The following is an 18,669-nucleotide window of genomic DNA, read 5'->3' as shown; positions in this document are numbered from 1 at the left end:
CAGTACGGCCTCCCCGCGGAGCACTCAGTACTGCTCGGTCTCCACGAACCCGGCATCCGCGTCGTCGTCCGCACCGAAGGCGTCCGCGGCGGCGGTCGGGTCGAACCCGGGAGGCGAGTCCTTGAGCGCGAGGCCCATACCCGCCAGCTTCGCCTTGACCTCGTCGATCGACTTCGCACCGAAGTTGCGGATGTCGAGCAGGTCCGCCTCGGAACGAGCCACGAGCTCACCCACGGAGTGGATGCCCTCACGCTTGAGGCAGTTGTACGACCGAACGGTGAGCTCGAGCTCCTCGATCGGCAGCGCCAGGTCGGCGGCGAGGGCAGCGTCCGTCGGGGACGGGCCCATGTCGATGCCCTCGGCGTCGATGTTGAGCTCGCGGGCCAGACCGAACAGCTCGACCAGGGTCTTACCGGCCGACGCCATGGCGTCACGCGGACGCATGGCCTGCTTGGTCTCGACGTCGACGATCAGCTTGTCGAAGTCGGTCCGCTGCTCGACACGCGTGGCCTCGACCTTGTACGTGACCTTGAGCACCGGCGAGTAGATCGAGTCGACCGGGATCCGGCCGATCTCCTGGCCGACCTGCTTGTTCTGCACGGCGGAGACGTAACCGCGGCCGCGCTCGACCGTCAGCTCCATCTCCAGCTTGCCCTTGCCGTTGAGCGTGGCGAGGACGAGGTCGGGGTTGTGCACCTCGACACCGGCCGGGGGCGCGATGTCGGCGGCGGTGACCAGACCCGGGCCCTGCTTGCGCAGGTACATCACGACCGGCTCGTCGTGCTCCGAGGAGACGACCAGCTGCTTGATGTTGAGGATCAGGTCGGTGACGTCCTCCTTGACGCCCGGCACGGTGGTGAACTCGTGCAGGACACCGTCGATCCGGATGCTGGTGACAGCCGCACCGGGGATCGACGACAGGAGCGTACGACGCAGGGAGTTGCCGAGGGTGTAGCCGAAGCCCGGCTCCAGCGGCTCGATCACGAACCGGGAGCGGAATTCGTCGACGACCTCTTCGGTCAACGAGGGACGCTGAGCGATCAGCATGTGGTGATCCTTCTGTCAGGGGCGCCCGCTATTTGACGCCCTGATGCACCGGGCGAAGCCCGATGGTGTTACGGACAAGGGTACGGGCGATACGACCCGAAGGAGTCGTACCGCCCGAAAACCTCAGACCAAGCGGCCTGCGTCAGATCTGTGAAAGATCAGACGCGACGGCGCTTGGGCGGACGGCAGCCGTTGTGCGGGGTCGGCGTGACGTCCTGGATGGAGCCGACCTCGAGGCCGGTCGCCTGCAGGGAGCGGATCGCGGTCTCACGACCGGAGCCCGGGCCCTTGACGAAGACGTCGACCTTGCGCATGCCGTGCTCCTGGGCGCGACGGGCAGCCGACTCGGCGGCCATCTGCGCGGCGAACGGCGTGGACTTGCGCGAGCCCTTGAAGCCGACGTGGCCGGCGGAGGCCCAGGAGATCACGTTGCCGGACGGGTCCGTGATCGAGACGATCGTGTTGTTGAACGTGCTCTTGATGTGCGCGTGGCCGTGAGCGACGTTCTTCTTTTCCTTGCGGCGCACCTTCTTGGCAGCGCCCTGACGTCCCTTGGGGGGCATCTCTTAACTCCTACGGGAGGTGGTCGGTCCTACAGCGAAGACCGTGGACAGGCGTCCGCTGCGGACTACTTCTTGCCCGGCTTCTTCTTGCCGGCGATGGCGCGACGCGGCCCCTTGCGGGTGCGGGCGTTGGTGCTGGTGCGCTGACCGCGGACGGGCAGACCGCGGCGGTGACGCAGACCCTGGTAGCAGCCGATCTCGACCTTGCGGCGGATGTCGGCCTGGATCTCACGACGGAGGTCACCCTCGGTCCTGATGTTGTTGTCCACGAACTCGCGGATCGCGACGAGCTGCTCCTCGGAGAGGTCGCGAACGCGGGTGTTCGGGTCGACGCCGGTGGCGGCCAGCGTCTGCTGCGCGAGGGTCCGGCCGATGCCGAACACGTAGGTGAGGGCGACCTCCACGCGCTTTTCGCGCGGGATGTCGACACCGGAAACGCGTGCCATTCAATGGCTCCAGTTACTTGTCGGAGGTCTTCCACAGAACCGACTCCCAGCCGCCGTATGAGGTACGAACTGGGTCCCCGGCCTCCGAACCAGGGGTGTCAGGCGAACATCGTCCGCCCGGGTCCTGCGTATGAACATATTCAGCTCGCGTCGCGCGAATCTCTGCGATGGATGCAGAGGGTGCGATCCGCTGTCGATCAGCCCTGGCGCTGCTTGTGGCGCGGGTTGTCGCAGATGATCATGACCCGGCCGTGACGGCGGATCACCCTGCACTTGTCGCAGATCTTCTTGACGCTCGGCTTGACCTTCATTAGGTGAGGTTCTCCGGGTCAGTGCCACCACCTCGCCGAGGCGAGATGCGGGGCAAGATCTACTTGTAGCGGTAGACGATCCGGCCACGCGTCAGGTCGTACGGAGACAGCTCCACCACGACCCGGTCGTCAGGGAGGATGCGGATGTAGTGCATACGCATCTTGCCGCTGATGTGTGCCAGGACCTGGTGGCCGTTCTGGAGCTCGACCTTGAACATGGCGTTCGGAAGAGACTCGACGACAGTGCCCTCGATCTCGATGGCACCTTGCTTCTTGGCCACGCTTCGCCCTTCGAATCGACTACCTTGATCGACTCTGTGCGAGCGCATGCAGACATGCGGGTGCACCAGAGCCGACGAGTCAGTCTACGTCAGGCCCCTCAGAAACACGAATCGAGAGATCCTGCCCCATCACACAGATCATTAAGCGCCCCGAAAGGGGCGCGGGGAACTGCGCGAACAACCCCCACCGGTCCGCGGCCGCGGACGGCGCTCAGCCCAGCGGATCAGGAGCTGCCGTGACGCCCAGCTCGGCGAGCTTCGCCTTCCCCCCGTCGGGAGACGTCAGCACCAACGGGCCCTCCTCCGTCAGCGCGACCGAGTGCTCCCAGTGCGACGACCACGTGCCGTCCGTCGTGATGACGGTCCAGTCGTCCTCAAGAACCTCGGTCTTCGGCGTGCCGAGGGACACCATCGGCTCGATGGCGAGGCAGAACCCGGGGACCAGCTTCGGCCCCTTCCCCCGCCGCCGGTCGACATAGTTCAGCAGGTGCGGGTCCATGTGCATCTCGGTGCCGATGCCGTGGCCGCCGTAGTCCTCGATGATCCCGTACTTGCCACCGCCGGGCTTCGGCTGGCGGCGGATGTACGTCTCGACGGCCCGGGAGATGTCGACCAGCCGGTTGCCCTGCTTCATGGCCGCGATGCCGGCCCACATCGACTCCTCGGTCACCCGGGAGAGCTCGACCAGCTCCGGGGAGTGGCCGGAGCCGACGAAGGCCGTGTACGCGGCGTCACCGTGCCAGCCGTCGATGATCGCGCCGCAGTCGATGGAGATGACGTCCCCGTCCTTGAGGACGACGTCGTCGGACGGGATGCCGTGGACGACGACCTCGTTCACGGACGTGCAGATCGTCGCGGGGAAACCGCCGTAGCCGAGGAAGTTCGGCTTGGCGTCGTGCTCGGCGAGCACCTTGCGGGCGACCTGGTCCAGATCCTTCGTGGTGGCCCCCGGCACGGCGGCTTCACGGGTCGCCGCGTGGATGGCGGCGACGACCAGGCCCGCCTCGCGCATCTTGGCGATCTGCTCGGAGGTCTTGATCTGCACCATGGGGACTACGGCCTTTCTGGACCTTCGGAGGGAATGAACGCCTTCAACGATACGGGGCCCCTCGAGGACCCCCCACGCAGCAGCCGCGGCTCCCCGAGGGGAACCGCGGCCGTAGCTGCGTACGAACGACTACTTGTCGCCCTCGCCACGCTTCAGCGCCTCCATGGCGCGTGTCGTGACGTCCTCCACCTTGCCGAGCGCGGAGATCGTGACCACCAGGCCCTGCGCCTTGTAGTAGTCGATGATCGGCTCGGTCTGCGTGTGGTAGACCTCCAGCCGCGTGCGGACGGTCTCCTCGGAGTCGTCGTCCCGCTGGTACAGCTCGCCGCCGCAGACGTCGCAGACGCCCTCCTTGGCCGGCTTCTTGTACGTCACGTGGAAGACGTGCGCGGAGTCGTTGCGGCAGATGCGGCGGCCCGCGATCCGCTTGACGACCTCGTCCTCGGGGACCTCCAGGTCCAGCACCGCGTCGAGCTGCATGCTCTCGGTCTCGAGCAGCTCGTCGAGCGCCTCGGCCTGCGAGACATTGCGGGGGAAGCCGTCCAGCAGGAAGCCGTTCTCGGCGTCCTGCTGCTCCATGCGGTCCTTCGCCATGGCGATGGTGACCTCGTCGGGTACCAGGTTGCCCGCGTCCATGTAGGACTTCGCCAGTTTGCCGAGTTCCGTCTGCTGGCTGATGTTGGCCCGGAACAGGTCGCCCGTGGAGATGTGCGGGATCGACAGGTTTCTGGCCAGGAACGCGGCCTGCGTTCCCTTACCGGCGCCCGGCGGCCCGACGAGGACGATACGCATCAGCGGAGGAACCCTTCGTAATTGCGCTGCTGGAGCTGGCTCTCGATCTGCTTCACGGTCTCGAGGCCGACACCCACAATGATCAGGATGCTGGTCCCGCCGAACGGGAAGTTCTGGTTTGCCCCGAAACCTGCCAACGCCATCGTCGGCACGAGAGCGATCAGTCCCAAGTACAACGAACCCGGCCAGGTGATCCGGTTGAGTACGTAGCTCAGGTACTCAGCGGTCGGTCGGCCAGCCCGGATGCCCGGGATGAAGCCACCATACTTCTTCATGTTGTCGGCGACTTCCTCGGGGTTGAAGGAGATCGCCACGTAGAAGAACGCGAAGAAGATGATCAGGAGGAAGTAGAGAACCATGTGCATCGGTGCGTCGGGCACCGCGAGATTCTTCTCGATCCAGATCTTCCAGCCGGAGTTTCCACCGGCGAACTGCGCTACCAGGGCCGGGATATAGAGCAGCGACGAGGCGAAGATCACAGGAATGATGCCCGCCTGGTTGACCTTCAGCGGGATGTACGTCGACGTGCCGCCGTAGGACCGGCGGCCGATCATGCGCTTCGCGTACTGGACCGGGATACGGCGCTGAGCCTGCTCGACGAAGACGACCAGGCCGATCACGACGAGGCCGACCAAGATGACGATGCCGAACTCGATCCAGCCGCCGGCCAGCGAGCCCTGGGTCTTGATTGCCCACAGGGCGGACGGGAAGGTGGCGGCGATCGAGATGAACATCAGGATCGACATGCCGTTGCCGATGCCGCGGTCGGTGATGAGCTCACCGAGCCACATCACGGCCGCCGTGCCGGCGGTCATCGTGATGACCATGGTGATGGTGACGAAGATCGACTGGTCCGGGACGATCTGGCTGGCCACGGGGCAGCCCGAGAACAGGGCTCCGCTGCGGGCGGTGGCGACGAGGCCGGTGCCCTGGAGGACGGCAAGGGCGACCGTCAGGTAACGGGTGTACTGCGTGATCTTCGCTGTACCGGCCTGGCCCTCCTTCTTCAAGGCTTCCAGACGCGGGATCACCACGGTCAGCAGCTGGAGGATGATGCTCGCCGTGATGTACGGCATGATGCCCAGCGCGAAGATCGTGATCTGCAGCAGCGCGCCACCACTGAACATGTTGACCAGCCCGAAAAGACCCTGATTGGTCTGGGCCGCGTCGATACAGGTCTGGACATTCCGGTAGTCGACGCCTGGGATCGGGACGTGCGTACCGACCCGGTAGACCACGATGATGCCGAGCGTGAAGAGCAGCTTCTTGCGCAGGTCGGGTGTTTTGAACGCCCGGGCGAACGCGGTGAGCACGGTGCCTCCTGCGACCCCCGCGTGTGCGCGCGTGAGGTGGACGGTTAAGAGGGGCTGATGGCCTGAGGAACGAGATTACGGCATGCCAGAACGGCGCTGGGAGCCGACAGCACAGCCTACCCAAATCGAGGGCCGGACGGACGCCGCTCTACCTCCATGAATCATCGTGGAAGCAGACCAGCATCCCTGCACCACGACAAGACAGGGCCCCAGTACGTCGGCTGGCTCGGCGTCCTCCGACCACTACAGGGCCCTGTCGTCATGCGTCAGCTCGACTGCCGCAGATCACCAGCAGCAGGGGTCGCGGCTGAGCATGCGTGAGATGTCGGCCTACTCGTTGAACCACTCGGAGAACTTGCAGCCTCCGCCGCCGTTCCAGCAGACCTCCATCTTGTAGCTGGCCAGCTGGCCGATGTTGTACGGCTTCTTGCCACAGCCGGCATCGCCACCGTCCCCCAGGTCGAACACCTTGGACACGAGTCCACTGGCGTTCCTGACCCACAACGTGCCGGTGACACCATGGCCGTCCGCCTTGGTGTCGCAGACACGGAAGACATCGCCGTCGTCGACGAACTTCATGTATCCCCGGCCATTCGGGAGGGAGATGGTCTTGTCGCTGACGGCCATGGCCGGGGCCGTCGACGTTACGACCATGGCTGCGGCAGCCGCCCCAACCATCGCCATGCGGGTGAGCTTGGACTTGATCACTGGTTCCTCGTTCTCTCTGCTGGGCACGTGAAGCGCCCCCCATAGACAGCAGAAACGCCCGCCGCTACTGCAGGTGGTCATGTTGCAACGGCAAGCAATGGAACGCTAGTTCACTTCTGATGTCATGTCCAAGCCTTAAAAAGCCGACCGGGACACAAAAAACCAGCCCCACTCCGGCAATCGCGGAGTGGGGCTGGCATACAAGCTGGTGCTCATCACCCTCGGTGATCAGCGCCGGTGGTTCAGACGAGCTCGGTGACGGTACCGCCGGCGGCGGTGATCTTCTCCTTGGCGGAGCCGGAGACGGCGTCGACCGTCACCTGCAGCGCCACGGAGAGCTCGCCCTGGCCGAGGACCTTGACGAGGCTGTTCTTGCGGACGGCACCCTTGGCGACCAGGTCGGCAACGGTGACCTCCCCACCCTCGGGGTAGAGGGCGGCGAGCTTGTCCAGGTTCACGACCTGGAACTCCGTCTTGAACGGGTTCTTGAAGCCCTTCAGCTTCGGAAGACGCATGTGGAGGGGCATCTGGCCACCCTCGAAGCGCTCCGGAACCTGGTAACGGGCCTTCGTGCCCTTGGTACCACGACCGGCCGTCTTACCCTTCGACGCCTCACCACGACCGACACGGGTCTTGGCGGTCTTGGCGCCCGGGGCGGGACGGAGGTTGTGGATCTTGAGCGGGTTGTTCTCCGCCATGATCAGTCGACCTCCTCGACCGTCACGAGGTGGCGGACGGTGTGCACCATGCCGCGGAACTCGGGGCGGTCCTCCTTGACGACCTGCGTGTTGATGCCCTTGAGACCAAGGGAACGCAGGGTGTCACGGTGGTTCTGCTTGCTGCCGATGTAGGACTTGACCTGCGTAATCTTGAGCTGCGCCATGATTACGCACCCGCCCCGGCACGCGCACGGAGAAGAGCCGCGGGGGCGACGTCCTCGAGGGGCAGACCACGGCGGGCCGCGATCTCCTCGGGACGCTGCAGACCCCGGAGGGCCTCCACGGTCGCGTGCACGATGTTGATCGCGTTGTCGGAGCCGAGCGACTTCGACAGCACGTCGTGGATGCCGGCGCACTCGAGCACGGCGCGCACCGGACCACCGGCGATAACACCGGTACCGGGCGACGCGGGCTTGAGCAGCACGACGCCGGCAGCCTTCTCACCCTGGATGGGGTGCGGGATGGTGCCCTGGATGCGGGGGACCTTGAAGAAGTGCTTCTTGGCCTCCTCAACGCCCTTGGCGATGGCGGCCGGCACCTCCTTGGCCTTGCCGTATCCGACACCCACGGTGCCGTCACCGTCGCCCACCACGACCAGCGCGGTGAAGCTGAAGCGACGACCACCCTTCACAACCTTGGCGACGCGGTTGATCGCGACAACGCGCTCAACGTACGCGGTCTTCTCGGCGGCAGCAGCGCCGCCGTCACGGCCCTTCCGGTCCCGCCGCTCGCCGCCACCGGCACCGCCACCGCGGCGCTGGGGTCCAGCCATTGGAATTACCTCTCTCTGTTTCCGCTAGCTACGGCAGGCTCAGAACTTGAGCCCGGCTTCGCGGGCGGCGTCCGCCAGGGCGGCGATGCGCCCCGCGTACTGGTTACCACCACGGTCGAACACGACGGCCTCGACACCGGCGGCCTTGGCGCGCTCGGCGACCAGGGCGCCGACCTGCTTGGCCTGCGCGGACTTGTCGCCCTCGCCACCGCGGATCGAGGTGTCCAGGGTGGACGCCGACGCAAGGGTGTGACCCTTGATGTCGTCGATCACCTGGGCCACGATGTGGCGGTTCGAGCGGGTAACGACCAGACGCGGACGCTCCGCCGTTCCGTTGATGTGCTTACGGATCCGGATGTGGCGGCGCTTGATCGCGGCGCGCTTGTAGGCGTCGCCCTTAAGGATCTTCTGTCCGTATGCCATGGCTTACTTACCCGCCTTTCCGACCTTGCGGCGGATGACTTCGCCCTCGTACTTGACGCCCTTGGCCTTGTACGGGTCGGGCCTGCGCAGCTTGCGGATGTTGGCCGCAACCTCGCCGACCTTCTGCTTGTCGATGCCCTCGACCGAGAAACGGGTCGGGGACTCCACCTTGAAGGTGATGCCCTCGGGGGCCTCGACCAGGATCGGGTGGCTGTAGCCCAGAGAGAACTCCAGGTTGGAGCCCTTGGCCAGGACACGGTAGCCGACACCGCTGATTTCGAGCTTCTTGACGTATCCCTGGGTCACACCGGTGATCATGTTCGCCACCAGCGTGCGGGACAGGCCGTGCAGGGCCTTGCTCTGCCGCTCGTCGTTGGGCCGGAGCACCTGAAGGGTGCCGTCCTCGGCCTTGGCGATGTCGATCGGCGCGATGACGGTGTGGGTCAGTTCGCCCTTGGGGCCCTTGACCGCGACCGTACGGCCGTCGATGGTGACGTCCACGCCGGCGGGAACCGGGATGGGGAGCTTGCCGATACGCGACATTGCTGTCTCTCCTCCGTTCCCGAATTACCAGACGTAGGCGAGGACTTCCCCACCCACGCCCTTCTTCTGCGCCTGCTTGTCGGTCAGGAGACCGTGGGACGTGGAGATGATGGCCACGCCCAGGCCGCCCAGAACCTTCGGCAGGTTGGTGGACTTCGCGTACACCCGGAGACCGGGCTTGGAGATCCGCTTGATGCCCGCGATGGAGCGCTCACGGTTGGGGCCGAACTTCAGCTCCAGGACGAGGTTCTTGCCGACCTCGGCGTCCTCGACCTTCCAGCCCGTGATGAAGCCCTCCTGCTGGAGGATCTCCGCGATGTGCGACTTGATCTTCGACGCCGGCATCGTCACGGAGTCGTGGTATGCCGAGTTCGCGTTCCGCAGACGCGTCAGCATGTCTGCGATCGGATCAGTCATGGTCATGAATTGGCCTTCGGCCTCTCTCGCCGGGGTTTCCTGGTGCGCCATCCTTCTCCCCGATCCGAGACGGGGCGGGTGCGGCGCGGTGGACCTACGGCGTAGTAAGTCGTACGGGCGGCAGTCAGGCGCCCAACCCTCCAAGCCTAAGCCATGGAGAGGAGGGCACCTGACACGCCCATTGCTTACCGAGAGCCCTGGGAATCCCTAAAAGGGGGATTACCAGGAGCTCTTGGTCACGCCCGGCAGCTCGCCACGGTGAGCCATCTCACGAAGGCACACGCGGCACAGGCCGAACTTGCGGTACACGGAGTGCGGGCGGCCACAGCGCTGGCAGCGGGTGTAGCCACGCACACCGAACTTCGGCTTGCGAGCAGCCTTAGCGATCAGAGCCTTCTTCGCCATCTCGCTCACGCCTCCTTGAAGGGGAAGCCGAGGTGACGAAGGAGCGCGCGGCCCTCAGCGTCGTTGGTCGCCGTGGTCACCACGGTGATGTCCATACCCCGGGTGCGGTCGATCTTGTCCTGGTCGATCTCGTGGAACATGACCTGCTCCGTGAGACCGAAGGTGTAGTTGCCACGGCCGTCGAACTGCTTGGGGGACAGGCCGCGGAAGTCGCGGATGCGCGGCAGCGCGAGCGACAGGGTGCGGTCCAGGAACTCCCACATGCGGTCGCCACGGAGCGTGACGTGGGCACCGATCGGCTGGCCCTCACGCAGCTTGAACTGCGCGATGGACTTGCGGGCCTTGGTGACGGCCGGCTTCTGACCGGTGATCGTGGTGAGGTCCTTGATGGCACCCTCGATCAGCTTGGAGTCGCGGGCGGCGTCGCCCACACCCATGTTGACCACGATCTTGACGAGACCGGGGATCTGCATGACGTTCTCGTACTTGAACTCGTCACGCAGCTTGCCCGTGATCTCCTCACGGTACTTCTGCTTCAGACGCGGGCTGGTGGTGGTCGTCATCAGATGTCCTCACCCGTCCGCTTGGCAACGCGGATCTTGTTGCCTTCGTCGTCGAAGCGGTAACCGACGCGGGTCACGACCTTGTTGCCGTCCTTCTCCACGACCAGCTGGACGTTGGAGACGTGGATCGGCGCCTCGGTGGTGACGATGCCGCCGGCCTGCGAACCGCGAGCCGTCGGACCTGCCTTGGTGTGCTTCTTGACCCGGTTGACACCCTCGACCAGGACACGCTCGTCGCGCGGGTAAGCGGCAATGACCTTGCCCTGCTTGCCCTTGTCCTTACCGGTGATGACCTGGACCAGGTCGCCCTTCTTGATCTTCATGCTCACAGCACCTCCGGCGCGAGGGAGATGATCTTCATGAACTTCTTCTCGCGCAGCTCACGGCCGACCGGGCCGAAGATACGGGTGCCACGAGGGTCGCCGTCGTTCTTCAGAATGACAGCGGCGTTCTCGTCGAAGCGGATGTACGAGCCGTCCGGACGGCGGCGCTCCTTGACGGTGCGAACGATGACCGCCTTGATGACGTCACCCTTCTTCACGTTGCCGCCGGGGATCGCGTCCTTGACGGTGGCGACGATGACGTCACCGACACCCGCGTAGCGGCGACCGGAGCCACCGAGCACACGGATGCAGAGGATTTCCTTCGCACCCGTGTTGTCGGCGACACGCAGTCGCGACTCCTGCTGGATCACGTCTATCTCCTGGTTGTCTGCCGGTTCCCGGCAGGGGCTTCCCTCTTGCGAGGTCGGCCCCTGCCGAGCCTGGCGGAACGATTCCTAGGGGGTCCCCCTAGGAGGGATTACTTGGCCTTCTCGAGGATCTCGACGACGCGCCAGCGCTTGGTGGCGGACAGCGGCCGGGTCTCCATGAGGAGGACACGGTCGCCGACGCCCGCGGCGTTCTGCTCGTCGTGCGCCTTGAGCTTGTTGGTACGGCGGATGACCTTGCCGTACAGCGCGTGCTTGACGCGGTCCTCGACGGCGACGACGACGGTCTTGTCCATCTTGTCGCTGACGACGAGACCCTCGCGGGTCTTGCGGAAGCCGCGGGCCTCTGCAGTCTGCTCAGTCACGTTGCTCTCACTCATCAGGCGCTCTCCACCGTCTCGATGCCCAGCTCGCGCTCACGCATCAGGGTGTAGATCCGCGCGATGTCCTTACGGACGGCCTTCAGCCGGCCGTGGTTCTCGAGCTGGCCCGTCGCCGCCTGGAAGCGGAGGTTGAACAGCTCTTCCTTGGCCTCGCGGAGCTTGTTGAGCAGCTCCTCGTTGCCCAGCTCGCGCAGCTCGGACGCCTTGGTACCGGCCGACATCACGCTTCACCTGCCTCGCGCTTGACGATCTTGCACTTCATCGGCAGCTTGTGAGCCGCACGGGTCAGGGCCTCGCGCGCGATCTTCTCGTTGGGGTACGACAGCTCGAACATCACGCGTCCGGGCTTGACGTTGGCGATCCACCACTCGGGAGAACCCTTACCGGAACCCATGCGGGTCTCGGCGGGCTTCTTCGTGAGGGGGCGGTCCGGGTAGATGTTGATCCAGACCTTGCCGCCACGCTTGATGTGACGGGTCATGGCGATACGAGCTGCCTCGATCTGCCGGTTCGTCACGTACGCCGGGGTCATGGCCTGAATGCCGTACTCGCCGAACGCAACCTGCGTGCCACCCTTGGACATGCCGTTGCGCTTGGGGTGGTGCTGCTTGCGGTGCTTGACCCTACGGGGGATCAGCATTTCGGTCAGGCCTCCGTTCCGGTGCTCTCAGCCGGAGCGGCGGACGCGGGAGCCTCGGCCTTGGGGGCCTCGGAACCAGCAGCCTGCTGCGGCTTGCGACCGCGACCGCCACGCTCGCCACCACGGCCACCACGGGCCGGGCGGTCAGCGCCGCCACGGGCCGGGCGGTTACCCGCACGGGCAGCGGCGTTCTCGGCGCGGACCTCGGCGATGTTCTTGACGTCGCCCTTGTAGATCCAGACCTTCACACCGATGCGGCCGAAGGTCGTCTTGGCCTCGAAGAAGCCGTAGTCCACGTTCGCGCGGAGCGTGTGCAGGGGCACACGGCCCTCGCGGTAGAACTCCGAGCGGGACATCTCGGCGCCACCGAGGCGGCCACCGCACTGGATCTTGATGCCCTTGGCGCCGGCCTTCATCGTGCCCTGCATGCTCTTACGCATGGCGCGACGGAAGGAGACGCGGGAGGAGAGCTGCTCGGCGACGGCCTGGGCAACCAGCTGAGCGTCCGTCTCGGGGCTCTTGACCTCGAGGATGTTCAGCTGGACCTGCTTGCCCGTGAGCTTCTCGAGGTCACCGCGGATGCGGTCGGCCTCGGCGCCACGGCGGCCGATGACGATGCCCGGACGCGCGGTGTGGATGTCCACACGCACACGGTCACGGGTGCGCTCGATCTCCACCTTCGAGATGCCGGCGCGCTCCATGCCGGACGTCATCATCCGACGGATGGCGACGTCTTCCTTGACGTAGTCCTTGTACAGCTTGTCGGCGTACCAACGCGACTTGAAGTCGGTCGTGACACCGAGCCGGAACCCGTGCGGGTTTACCTTCTGGCCCATTACCGGGTTCCTTCCTTGCTGCTGACGACCACGGTGATGTGGCTGGTCCGCTTGCGGATCCGGTAGGCACGGCCCTGGGCGCGCGGACGGAACCGCTTCAGGGTCGGGCCCTCGTCGACGTAGGCCTCGGAGACGAAGAGGCTGTCGACATCGGTGTGGTCGTAGTTGTGCGCGGCGTTGGCAATGGCGCTGTCCAGCACCTTGCCGACCGGCTGGCTCGCGGCCTGCGGGGCGAAACGCAGGACCGCCTGAGCCTCCGTGGCGTTCAGGCCACGGATGAGGTCCACCACGCGGCGGGCCTTCATGGGCGTGACGCGGATGTACCGCGCCTGGGCCCTGGCTTCCATGGTTGTCCTTCCAGTGTCTGTCATGGTCATTCCACCCCGCGCTTAGCGGCGCTTCGACTTCCGGTCGTCCTTGACGTGACCCCGGAAGGTGCGCGTCGGCGAGAACTCGCCGAGCTTGTGGCCGACCATCGACTCGGTGACAAACACCGGAATGTGGGTCTTGCCGTTGTGCACCGCGAGCGTGTGGCCGAGCATGGCCGGCACGATCATGGAGCGACGGGACCAGGTCTTGATGACGTTCTTGGTGCCGGCTTCGTTCTGTGCGTCCACCTTCTTGATCAGGTGGTCGTCGACGAAGGGCCCCTTCTTCAAGCTACGAGGCATCTCAACCCGTCCTTAGCGCTTCTTGTTCGTCTTGCGGCGGCGGACGATGTACTTGTTCGACGCCTTCTTGGGCGAACGAGTACGGCCTTCCTTCTTGCCCCAGGGGGACACCGGGTGACGACCACCCGAGGTACGGCCTTCGCCACCACCGTGCGGGTGGTCCACCGGGTTCATGACCACACCACGCACGGTCGGGCGAACGCCCAGCCAGCGCTTACGGCCCGCCTTACCCCAGTTGATGTTGCTCTGCTCGGCGTTGCCCACCTCGCCGACCGTGGCGCGGCAGCGCTGGTCGACCAGGCGGATCTCACCGGACGGCATGCGGAGGTGGGCCATCGAGCCCTCCTTCGCGAGCAGCTGCACCGAGGCGCCGGCGGAGCGGGCGAACTTCGCACCGCCGCCGGGACGCAGCTCGATGGCGTGCAGCGTGGTACCGACCGGGATGTTGCGCAGGGCAAGGTTGTTGCCCGGCTTGATGTCGGCCCCGGGACCGTTCTCGACGCGGTCGCCCTGCTGCAGGTTGCGCGGGGCGAGGATGTAGCGCTTCTCGCCGTCGGCGTAGTGCAGCAGCGCGATACGCGCGGTGCGGTTGGGGTCGTACTCGATGTGCGCGACCTTCGCCGGCACGCCGTCCTTGTCGTGACGACGGAAGTCGATCACGCGGTAGGCGCGCTTGTGGCCACCGCCCTGGTGGCGGACGGTCACACGACCGGAGTTGTTACGGCCACCCTTGCTGTGCAGGGGGCGGACCAACGACTTCTCCGGCGTGGACCGCGTGACCTCGACGAAGTCGGCGACGCTGGAGCCGCGACGGCCCGGCGTAGTCGGCTTGTACTTGCGGATTCCCATTTCTCAGTCCTCGTCCGATATCGGACGATCCGACCCGCTTACGCGGTCGGACCGCCGAAGATGTCGATACGGTCGCCCTCAGCGAGGGTCACGATCGCGCGCTTGGTGGACGCGCGCTGGCCGAAGCCGGTGCGGGTCCGCTTGCGCTTGCCCTGGCGGTTGATCGTGTTGACCCCGGTGACCTTGACCGAGAAGACCGCCTGGACGGCCTGCTTGATCTGGGTCTTGTTGGCGCTCGGGTCGACGACGAACGTGTACTTGCCCTCGTCGAGGAGCGCGTAGCTCTTCTCCGAGACAACCGGCTTGAGCAGCACGTCACGGGGGTCCGTGAAGGACTTGCTCAGCGGGGTCTCGACGGTGTTCTTGCCCTCGGCGGCGTGGCGGCGCGCCTTGGCGACGCGCGCGGCCTTGGCCTTCTTCGCCGCCTTGGAGGCGATAGCGGGGTGACGGATAGCCATCAGGCCTCGCTCCCTTCGGTGTCATTGGCCTTCGGGCCGGACACGAAGGACTCGAAGGCGGCCTGGGTGAAGACCACGTCGTCCGAGACGAGAACGTCGTACGTGTTCAGCTGGCCCGGCTCCAGGATGTGGACCTGGGGCAGGTTACGGGCGGACAGCCACGCGGCCTCATCGGCGCGGTCGACGACCAGGAGCAGGTTCTTGCGCTCCGAGATCTTGCCGAACAGCGACTTGGCGGCCTTCGTCGACGGGTTCTCACCCTCGATGACGCCGGAGACGACGTGGATGCGGTTGTGGCGGGCCCGGTCGGTGAGGGCGTGACGCAGAGCGGCAGCCTTCATCTTCTTCGGGGTCCGCTGCGAGTAGTCACGCGGCACGGGACCGTGCACGACGCCACCACCGGCGAACTGCGGCGCGCGGGTCGAACCCTGACGGGCGCGACCGGTGCCCTTCTGGCGGTACGGCTTCTTGCCGCCACCACGGACTTCACCGCGACGCTTGGTCTTGTGCGTGCCCTGGCGGGCAGCGGCGTTCTGCGCGACGACGACCTGGTGGATCAGCGGGATGCTGATCTTCTCCACGCCGAAGATCTCCGCGGGGAGCTCGACGCTACCGGTCTTCTCGCCCGCAGGCGAAAGGATGTCAACAGTGCTCATCGGTACCTCAGGCCCCCTTGGCCGCGGTGCGGACCAGGACGAGGCCGCCGTTCGGACCGGGAACCGCGCCCTTGATGAGCAGCAGACCCTTCTCCGCGTCAACGGCGTGGACGGTCAGGTTCTGGGTGGTGACACGCTCGTTGCCCATGCGACCCGCCATGCGGAGGCCCTTGAACACGCGGCCCGGGGTGGCGCAGCCACCGATGGAACCGGGGGAGCGGTGCTTGCGCTGGGTGCCGTGTCCGGCGCCGAGGCCCTTGAAGTTGTGACGCTTCATGACACCGGCGAAGCCCTTGCCCTTGCTCTTGCCGGTCACGTCGACCTTGAGGCCGGCCTCGAACACCTCAGCGGTGATCTCCTGGCCGAGGGTGTATTCGCTGGCGTCAGCGGTACGGATCTCGACGAGGTGGCGGCGGGGAGTGACGTCGGCCTTGGCGAAGTGGCCCTTGAGGGGCTTGTTCACCTTGCGCGGGTCGATCTCGCCGAACGCGATCTGGACGGACTCGTAGCCGTCGACGTCGTTCGTGCGGACCTGGGTGACGACATTGGGGCCGGCCTTGACGACGGTGACCGGAACAACACGGTTGTTCGCGTCCCACACCTGCGTCATGCCGAGCTTCTCGCCCAGGATGCCCTTGATCTGCTTAGCCATTCTCAGATCACCAGCCCTCAGAGCTTGATCTCGATGTCGACACCGGCCGGGAGGTCGAGTCGCATCAGAGAGTCAACGGTCTTGGGGGTCGGGTCGAGAATGTCGATCAGGCGCTTGTGCGTGCGCATCTCGAAGTGCTCGCGCGAGTCCTTGTACTTGTGCGGCGACTTGATGACGCAGTACACGTTCTTCTCAGTGGGCAGCGGCACCGGGCCCGCGACCGACGCACCAGTGCGAGTCACCGTCTCGACGATCTTCTTCGCCGAGGAGTCGATGACCTCGTGGTCGTAGGCCTTGAGCCGGATGCGGATCTTCTGTCCCGCCATGGCTACTCAGTAGTCCTGTCTCTCGTAACGCTCTGGAACCCGGCGGATTCCTTCTGCTGCCTTCGTTCCTCCGACCCACGCGGTCGGGCGTGTCGCACTCTCGCTGACATGGATGCCCCTTGTTCGAACATCCCTGCGGGATTGCACACGGCCCTGCCGGAACCGCGAGCCGGGGGCGGAAGGCCCACCGGGTGCCTGGCCGGTGCCGCGCTGACACTTCCCGGAAGATTCCCGTACGTCCGCCTCAGCGCTGCCGTAAGGCAGTTGGGGCGACGAGTACTGTGGGACTCGCTTCCAGTCCTCCCGGCGGGAGGCGCGCAGCATCAACACTCGACCGAGCAACTCGGACAGTCTGCCATAGGGAGCGGGGCCTACGCCAATCGAGCCGGAGAGAATACCCCGGGGGTGACGTGGGTCAAACGCGAGGCCGGACGACCCTGCCGGCAGGACCCTCACTCCCCCTGGACGAGCCGCTCCAGCTCTGCGTCGTAGGCCCGGTAGCCGGCCTTCCCCCACTCGGGTGCGTCCGACGCGGGCCGCAGGATGCCGGGCAGGTGGGCGACGCGCCACATGCGGTGGATGTCGGCGGGGGTGATCGCGGCACGGCCCGGTTCGGCGAGGCCGCATGCGATCCGGAGGATCTCCGCGCTCCCGGCGGCCCCCTCCCCCCGCTCGGTGCCGGCTGCGAGGCAGGCGGTCACCAGGGCCTGCAGCAGCCGGGTCAGCTGGAGATCGGCCCCGATCCGGCACATGCGGCGCACCAGCTCGGGCTCCTCCAGCCGCTCCCTGGGCTCGGGGACGCCGGCGATCCCTTCGGACCGCAGCAGCAGGGAGGCGGCGCGCACCTCGTGGTCCGCGAAGTACCCGAGCTCGTCGGCGATGGCCATGACCTCTCGAGGAAACCGCCCGACCACGCGGACGCCCTACAGGAGGCGGCGCAGATCGTCCTGCCGGGGTTCGAGGAACGCCCCGACCGAGACGTCGGGGAGCAGCCGCGTTCCGGCCGCCCGGACGGCACCGATCTCCACGACGCCTCCTAGGGCGGCGAAGACCGCCCGCGCCATGGGCTCGGCTCGGGCCGTGGGGAACCGGCCGTCGCCCCACTCCAGGCTGCGCGTCAGAGACACTCCCCCTCGTCGTCCTGCTCGCCCGTGCCGTGCCCCCGCATCACGACCACCAGCTGAACGGGTGCGTCGGTGTCGTCGTGCTTGACGCCGGCCAGGAGGACCTTGTCCCCGATCCGCCACGCCGTGTGGGCGATGTAGTCCACCCCGTCCGTCAGGTCCTCGTCCACGGTCTCGAGGCGCGACGCGAGCACTCCCGACTCCAACTGGTCGGCAACGCGAGGAAGTTCGGCGGAAGCGGCGTCGTACAGCTCGTCGATGTAGGTGTCCGGGTCCGGCCGCTCGTCCTCGACCGTCCGGTACCAGAGCGTGAACTCCACCTCCACCGGGCCGTCGCCCTGGATCCAGGCGTGCGCGTCACCGCGGCGCCACGTGGTGGCCCACTGCTTCGCCGGGTTCCTGCGCTCGCCTTCCCAGCCGGATGCGGAGAGAACCGTCTCGACGGCCCGGCCGGTGAGCATGCCAAGGCCGGAAATGCGACTCAGTTCTCCACTTACGTCCATCATTTACGGAACTCGTCACCCCTCACGCGGGACCCGCTGATCCTGGCGGAACTACCGGTACCAGTCCTCGCCATCACTCTCGAGCGCGCTGCGCACGTACCTCTCGAGAGCCGGAGCCACGAGATTTCTGCTGTCCGTCTCGTGGTCCCAGACGAACACCTCATCACGTTCGGGCGCACGCACGAAGGCGAACTGATCGCCGCCGCCGTTGTCGCCGAAGAACATCAGAGAGTCGAAAGGCATGTACAGCGAGCGGAACTGTTCGTCGCCGCGAAACGAGAGATTGTCACGCAGAATTCGCTCGGCGGACCATACGACTTCGGTACCGTACTCGTCGGAAAGTCCGTCACTCTCGAGCAAAAATGATCGGAGATCACCGGGAAGCGGCTGACCGAGAGTCCCCTCGATCCGGTCTAGAGTGTCGGAATCAACAGAGCCACGAAGTTCCGCCGACGGGAATGCTTCAAGGATCTCACGCCACATATTCCTGGACCCATCTTTCCGTGCACGA

General features: G+C 66.0%; 34 protein-coding genes. All 34 read right to left on the bottom strand.

Annotation, left to right across the window (positions count from 1 at the left end):
• Positions 1–24 precede the first annotated feature (24 nt).
• The 34 genes from ACIBK5_RS12585 to ACIBK5_RS12420 all read right to left on the bottom strand — a co-directional run bounded on the left by ACIBK5_RS12585 (position 25) and on the right by ACIBK5_RS12420 (position 18,641).
• A complete protein-coding gene (locus ACIBK5_RS12585; RefSeq protein WP_003966937.1) occupies positions 25–1,047 on the bottom strand; it encodes a DNA-directed RNA polymerase subunit alpha in 1,023 nt (340 codons plus the stop codon).
• Between the two features lie 158 nt (positions 1,048–1,205).
• The gene (gene rpsK / locus ACIBK5_RS12580; protein ID WP_003956432.1) at positions 1,206–1,610 is read right to left on the bottom strand and encodes a 30S ribosomal protein S11; all 405 of its coding nucleotides are present in this window, start codon (positions 1,608–1,610) and stop codon (positions 1,206–1,208) included.
• Between the two features lie 65 nt (positions 1,611–1,675).
• Positions 1,676–2,056: a 30S ribosomal protein S13 gene (gene rpsM, locus ACIBK5_RS12575; protein ID WP_189728755.1), complete on the bottom strand. Its 381-nt coding sequence runs from the start codon at positions 2,054–2,056 to the stop codon at positions 1,676–1,678.
• A gap of 197 nt (positions 2,057–2,253) precedes the next feature.
• Positions 2,254–2,367, bottom strand: coding sequence for a 50S ribosomal protein L36 (gene rpmJ / locus ACIBK5_RS12570; RefSeq protein WP_003948619.1), 114 nt, complete (start codon positions 2,365–2,367; stop codon positions 2,254–2,256).
• A gap of 59 nt (positions 2,368–2,426) precedes the next feature.
• Positions 2,427–2,648, bottom strand: coding sequence for a translation initiation factor IF-1 (infA, locus tag ACIBK5_RS12565; protein WP_003948620.1), 222 nt, complete (start codon positions 2,646–2,648; stop codon positions 2,427–2,429).
• Between the two features lie 211 nt (positions 2,649–2,859).
• On the bottom strand, positions 2,860–3,696 hold the full coding sequence (gene map / locus ACIBK5_RS12560) for a type I methionyl aminopeptidase (protein WP_399018818.1): 837 nt from the start codon (positions 3,694–3,696) through the stop codon (positions 2,860–2,862).
• Between the two features lie 129 nt (positions 3,697–3,825).
• Positions 3,826–4,488 carry an adenylate kinase gene (locus tag ACIBK5_RS12555; RefSeq protein ID WP_399018816.1) on the bottom strand — a complete coding sequence of 221 codons (663 nt, stop codon included), beginning with the start codon at positions 4,486–4,488 and terminating at the stop codon, positions 3,826–3,828.
• Entirely contained in the window at positions 4,488–5,801 is a 1,314-nt protein-coding gene (secY, locus tag ACIBK5_RS12550) for a preprotein translocase subunit SecY (protein WP_399018814.1), read from the bottom strand. The genes ACIBK5_RS12555 and secY overlap by 1 nt, the downstream gene beginning before the upstream one ends.
• Before the next feature lie 330 nt (positions 5,802–6,131).
• Complete coding sequence (locus tag ACIBK5_RS12545; protein ID WP_399018813.1) at positions 6,132–6,536, bottom strand: hypothetical protein; 405 nt, start codon at positions 6,534–6,536, stop codon at positions 6,132–6,134.
• A 215-nt stretch (positions 6,537–6,751) separates the two neighbouring features.
• Positions 6,752–7,207: a 50S ribosomal protein L15 gene (gene rplO, locus ACIBK5_RS12540; RefSeq protein ID WP_193482350.1), complete on the bottom strand. Its 456-nt coding sequence runs from the start codon at positions 7,205–7,207 to the stop codon at positions 6,752–6,754.
• A 2-nt stretch (positions 7,208–7,209) separates the two neighbouring features.
• Entirely contained in the window at positions 7,210–7,392 is a 183-nt protein-coding gene (rpmD, locus tag ACIBK5_RS12535) for a 50S ribosomal protein L30 (protein ID WP_003974250.1), read from the bottom strand.
• A gap of 2 nt (positions 7,393–7,394) precedes the next feature.
• Entirely contained in the window at positions 7,395–8,000 is a 606-nt protein-coding gene (gene rpsE, locus ACIBK5_RS12530; protein WP_164332815.1) for a 30S ribosomal protein S5, read from the bottom strand.
• A 39-nt stretch (positions 8,001–8,039) separates the two neighbouring features.
• Positions 8,040–8,423, bottom strand: a complete 384-nt coding sequence (gene rplR / locus ACIBK5_RS12525; protein WP_007494754.1) for a 50S ribosomal protein L18 — start codon at positions 8,421–8,423, stop codon at positions 8,040–8,042.
• A 3-nt stretch (positions 8,424–8,426) separates the two neighbouring features.
• Complete coding sequence (rplF, locus tag ACIBK5_RS12520) at positions 8,427–8,966, bottom strand: 50S ribosomal protein L6 (protein WP_215119438.1); 540 nt, start codon at positions 8,964–8,966, stop codon at positions 8,427–8,429.
• 24 nt (positions 8,967–8,990) lie between these two features.
• Positions 8,991–9,389, bottom strand: a complete 399-nt coding sequence (rpsH, locus tag ACIBK5_RS12515; protein ID WP_030839654.1) for a 30S ribosomal protein S8 — start codon at positions 9,387–9,389, stop codon at positions 8,991–8,993.
• A gap of 213 nt (positions 9,390–9,602) precedes the next feature.
• The gene (locus ACIBK5_RS12510; RefSeq protein ID WP_003948630.1) at positions 9,603–9,788 is read right to left on the bottom strand and encodes a type Z 30S ribosomal protein S14; all 186 of its coding nucleotides are present in this window, start codon (positions 9,786–9,788) and stop codon (positions 9,603–9,605) included.
• Between the two features lie 5 nt (positions 9,789–9,793).
• Entirely contained in the window at positions 9,794–10,351 is a 558-nt protein-coding gene (gene rplE, locus ACIBK5_RS12505) for a 50S ribosomal protein L5 (RefSeq protein ID WP_003992366.1), read from the bottom strand.
• Complete coding sequence (rplX, locus tag ACIBK5_RS12500; protein ID WP_053674523.1) at positions 10,351–10,674, bottom strand: 50S ribosomal protein L24; 324 nt, start codon at positions 10,672–10,674, stop codon at positions 10,351–10,353. The genes rplE and rplX overlap by 1 nt, the downstream gene beginning before the upstream one ends.
• 2 nt (positions 10,675–10,676) lie before the next feature.
• Complete coding sequence (gene rplN / locus ACIBK5_RS12495; RefSeq protein ID WP_184591446.1) at positions 10,677–11,045, bottom strand: 50S ribosomal protein L14; 369 nt, start codon at positions 11,043–11,045, stop codon at positions 10,677–10,679.
• A gap of 107 nt (positions 11,046–11,152) precedes the next feature.
• Entirely contained in the window at positions 11,153–11,440 is a 288-nt protein-coding gene (gene rpsQ, locus ACIBK5_RS12490) for a 30S ribosomal protein S17 (protein ID WP_003992363.1), read from the bottom strand.
• Complete coding sequence (gene rpmC, locus ACIBK5_RS12485; protein ID WP_010036720.1) at positions 11,440–11,664, bottom strand: 50S ribosomal protein L29; 225 nt, start codon at positions 11,662–11,664, stop codon at positions 11,440–11,442. Before rpmC ends, rpsQ begins: the two co-directional genes overlap by 1 nt.
• Positions 11,664–12,083 carry a 50S ribosomal protein L16 gene (gene rplP / locus ACIBK5_RS12480; protein ID WP_382584709.1) on the bottom strand — a complete coding sequence of 140 codons (420 nt, stop codon included), beginning with the start codon at positions 12,081–12,083 and terminating at the stop codon, positions 11,664–11,666. The genes rpmC and rplP overlap by 1 nt, the downstream gene beginning before the upstream one ends.
• 5 nt (positions 12,084–12,088) lie before the next feature.
• Positions 12,089–12,919, bottom strand: a complete 831-nt coding sequence (gene rpsC, locus ACIBK5_RS12475; RefSeq protein ID WP_399018807.1) for a 30S ribosomal protein S3 — start codon at positions 12,917–12,919, stop codon at positions 12,089–12,091.
• Positions 12,919–13,266: a 50S ribosomal protein L22 gene (rplV, locus tag ACIBK5_RS12470; RefSeq protein ID WP_030839668.1), complete on the bottom strand. Its 348-nt coding sequence runs from the start codon at positions 13,264–13,266 to the stop codon at positions 12,919–12,921. The genes rpsC and rplV overlap by 1 nt, the downstream gene beginning before the upstream one ends.
• Before the next feature lie 42 nt (positions 13,267–13,308).
• Positions 13,309–13,590 (bottom strand): 30S ribosomal protein S19, encoded by a 282-nt coding sequence (rpsS, locus tag ACIBK5_RS12465; protein ID WP_003992359.1) that lies wholly within the window; start codon positions 13,588–13,590, stop codon positions 13,309–13,311.
• Positions 13,591–13,602: 12 nt separating this feature from the next.
• Positions 13,603–14,439 carry a 50S ribosomal protein L2 gene (gene rplB, locus ACIBK5_RS12460; RefSeq protein WP_030839671.1) on the bottom strand — a complete coding sequence of 279 codons (837 nt, stop codon included), beginning with the start codon at positions 14,437–14,439 and terminating at the stop codon, positions 13,603–13,605.
• 38 nt (positions 14,440–14,477) lie between these two features.
• Entirely contained in the window at positions 14,478–14,897 is a 420-nt protein-coding gene (gene rplW / locus ACIBK5_RS12455) for a 50S ribosomal protein L23 (protein ID WP_031105224.1), read from the bottom strand.
• Positions 14,897–15,553 carry a 50S ribosomal protein L4 gene (gene rplD / locus ACIBK5_RS12450; RefSeq protein WP_189728748.1) on the bottom strand — a complete coding sequence of 219 codons (657 nt, stop codon included), beginning with the start codon at positions 15,551–15,553 and terminating at the stop codon, positions 14,897–14,899. Before rplD ends, rplW begins: the two co-directional genes overlap by 1 nt.
• 7 nt (positions 15,554–15,560) lie before the next feature.
• On the bottom strand, positions 15,561–16,205 hold the full coding sequence (gene rplC, locus ACIBK5_RS12445) for a 50S ribosomal protein L3 (RefSeq protein WP_030839681.1): 645 nt from the start codon (positions 16,203–16,205) through the stop codon (positions 15,561–15,563).
• A gap of 17 nt (positions 16,206–16,222) precedes the next feature.
• Positions 16,223–16,531: a 30S ribosomal protein S10 gene (gene rpsJ / locus ACIBK5_RS12440; RefSeq protein ID WP_003948644.1), complete on the bottom strand. Its 309-nt coding sequence runs from the start codon at positions 16,529–16,531 to the stop codon at positions 16,223–16,225.
• A 452-nt stretch (positions 16,532–16,983) separates the two neighbouring features.
• The gene (locus tag ACIBK5_RS12435; RefSeq protein ID WP_399018804.1) at positions 16,984–17,418 is read right to left on the bottom strand and encodes a hypothetical protein; all 435 of its coding nucleotides are present in this window, start codon (positions 17,416–17,418) and stop codon (positions 16,984–16,986) included.
• Positions 17,419–17,454: 36 nt separating this feature from the next.
• Positions 17,455–17,658, bottom strand: coding sequence for a hypothetical protein (locus ACIBK5_RS12430; RefSeq protein ID WP_399018803.1), 204 nt, complete (start codon positions 17,656–17,658; stop codon positions 17,455–17,457).
• On the bottom strand, positions 17,649–18,116 hold the full coding sequence (locus ACIBK5_RS12425; RefSeq protein ID WP_399018801.1) for a hypothetical protein: 468 nt from the start codon (positions 18,114–18,116) through the stop codon (positions 17,649–17,651). Before ACIBK5_RS12425 ends, ACIBK5_RS12430 begins: the two co-directional genes overlap by 10 nt.
• Before the next feature lie 93 nt (positions 18,117–18,209).
• On the bottom strand, positions 18,210–18,641 hold the full coding sequence (locus ACIBK5_RS12420; RefSeq protein ID WP_399018800.1) for an SMI1/KNR4 family protein: 432 nt from the start codon (positions 18,639–18,641) through the stop codon (positions 18,210–18,212).
• Positions 18,642–18,669: the final 28 nt, after the last annotated feature.

This window comes from Streptomyces sp. NPDC050546, assembly GCF_044457425.1.
Lineage (GTDB): Bacteria > Actinomycetota > Actinomycetes > Streptomycetales > Streptomycetaceae > Streptomyces.
This window is presented reverse-complemented; position numbering and strand designations above follow the sequence as displayed.

What these genes read in the sequence shown, in the direction of transcription:
- ACIBK5_RS12435 (WP_399018804.1), bottom strand. Translation starts at nt 17,418, where the DNA reads ATGGCCATCGCCGACGAGCTCGGGTACTTCGCGGACCACGAGGTGCGC.
- rplC (WP_030839681.1), bottom strand. Translation starts at nt 16,205, where the DNA reads ATGGCTAAGCAGATCAAGGGCATCCTGGGCGAGAAGCTCGGCATGACG.
- rpsQ (WP_003992363.1), bottom strand. Translation starts at nt 11,440, where the DNA reads ATGAGTGAGAGCAACGTGACTGAGCAGACTGCAGAGGCCCGCGGCTTC.
- ACIBK5_RS12555 (WP_399018816.1), bottom strand. Translation starts at nt 4,488, where the DNA reads ATGCGTATCGTCCTCGTCGGGCCGCCGGGCGCCGGTAAGGGAACGCAG.
- rpsE (WP_164332815.1), bottom strand. Translation starts at nt 8,000, where the DNA reads ATGGCTGGACCCCAGCGCCGCGGTGGCGGTGCCGGTGGCGGCGAGCGG.
- rplV (WP_030839668.1), bottom strand. Translation starts at nt 13,266, where the DNA reads ATGGAAGCCAGGGCCCAGGCGCGGTACATCCGCGTCACGCCCATGAAG.
- rpsK (WP_003956432.1), bottom strand. Translation starts at nt 1,610, where the DNA reads ATGCCCCCCAAGGGACGTCAGGGCGCTGCCAAGAAGGTGCGCCGCAAG.
- rplW (WP_031105224.1), bottom strand. Translation starts at nt 14,897, where the DNA reads ATGGCTATCCGTCACCCCGCTATCGCCTCCAAGGCGGCGAAGAAGGCC.
- ACIBK5_RS12420 (WP_399018800.1), bottom strand. Translation starts at nt 18,641, where the DNA reads ATGTGGCGTGAGATCCTTGAAGCATTCCCGTCGGCGGAACTTCGTGGC.
- rpsC (WP_399018807.1), bottom strand. Translation starts at nt 12,919, where the DNA reads ATGGGCCAGAAGGTAAACCCGCACGGGTTCCGGCTCGGTGTCACGACC.
- rpmD (WP_003974250.1), bottom strand. Translation starts at nt 7,392, where the DNA reads ATGGCGCAGCTCAAGATTACGCAGGTCAAGTCCTACATCGGCAGCAAG.
- rplP (WP_382584709.1), bottom strand. Translation starts at nt 12,083, where the DNA reads ATGCTGATCCCCCGTAGGGTCAAGCACCGCAAGCAGCACCACCCCAAG.
- ACIBK5_RS12425 (WP_399018801.1), bottom strand. Translation starts at nt 18,116, where the DNA reads ATGCTCACCGGCCGGGCCGTCGAGACGGTTCTCTCCGCATCCGGCTGG.
- rpmJ (WP_003948619.1), bottom strand. Translation starts at nt 2,367, where the DNA reads ATGAAGGTCAAGCCGAGCGTCAAGAAGATCTGCGACAAGTGCAGGGTG.
- rplO (WP_193482350.1), bottom strand. Translation starts at nt 7,207, where the DNA reads ATGGCGGAGAACAACCCGCTCAAGATCCACAACCTCCGTCCCGCCCCG.
- ACIBK5_RS12510 (WP_003948630.1), bottom strand. Translation starts at nt 9,788, where the DNA reads ATGGCGAAGAAGGCTCTGATCGCTAAGGCTGCTCGCAAGCCGAAGTTC.
- rplE (WP_003992366.1), bottom strand. Translation starts at nt 10,351, where the DNA reads ATGACGACCACCACCAGCCCGCGTCTGAAGCAGAAGTACCGTGAGGAG.
- rpsS (WP_003992359.1), bottom strand. Translation starts at nt 13,590, where the DNA reads ATGCCTCGTAGCTTGAAGAAGGGGCCCTTCGTCGACGACCACCTGATC.
- rplF (WP_215119438.1), bottom strand. Translation starts at nt 8,966, where the DNA reads ATGTCGCGTATCGGCAAGCTCCCCATCCCGGTTCCCGCCGGCGTGGAC.
- ACIBK5_RS12585 (WP_003966937.1), bottom strand. Translation starts at nt 1,047, where the DNA reads ATGCTGATCGCTCAGCGTCCCTCGTTGACCGAAGAGGTCGTCGACGAA.
- rplB (WP_030839671.1), bottom strand. Translation starts at nt 14,439, where the DNA reads ATGGGAATCCGCAAGTACAAGCCGACTACGCCGGGCCGTCGCGGCTCC.
- rpsH (WP_030839654.1), bottom strand. Translation starts at nt 9,389, where the DNA reads ATGACCATGACTGATCCGATCGCAGACATGCTGACGCGTCTGCGGAAC.
- map (WP_399018818.1), bottom strand. Translation starts at nt 3,696, where the DNA reads ATGGTGCAGATCAAGACCTCCGAGCAGATCGCCAAGATGCGCGAGGCG.
- rpsM (WP_189728755.1), bottom strand. Translation starts at nt 2,056, where the DNA reads ATGGCACGCGTTTCCGGTGTCGACATCCCGCGCGAAAAGCGCGTGGAG.
- rplX (WP_053674523.1), bottom strand. Translation starts at nt 10,674, where the DNA reads ATGAAGATCAAGAAGGGCGACCTGGTCCAGGTCATCACCGGTAAGGAC.
- rpmC (WP_010036720.1), bottom strand. Translation starts at nt 11,664, where the DNA reads ATGTCGGCCGGTACCAAGGCGTCCGAGCTGCGCGAGCTGGGCAACGAG.
- rpsJ (WP_003948644.1), bottom strand. Translation starts at nt 16,531, where the DNA reads ATGGCGGGACAGAAGATCCGCATCCGGCTCAAGGCCTACGACCACGAG.
- rplD (WP_189728748.1), bottom strand. Translation starts at nt 15,553, where the DNA reads ATGAGCACTGTTGACATCCTTTCGCCTGCGGGCGAGAAGACCGGTAGC.
- rplR (WP_007494754.1), bottom strand. Translation starts at nt 8,423, where the DNA reads ATGGCATACGGACAGAAGATCCTTAAGGGCGACGCCTACAAGCGCGCC.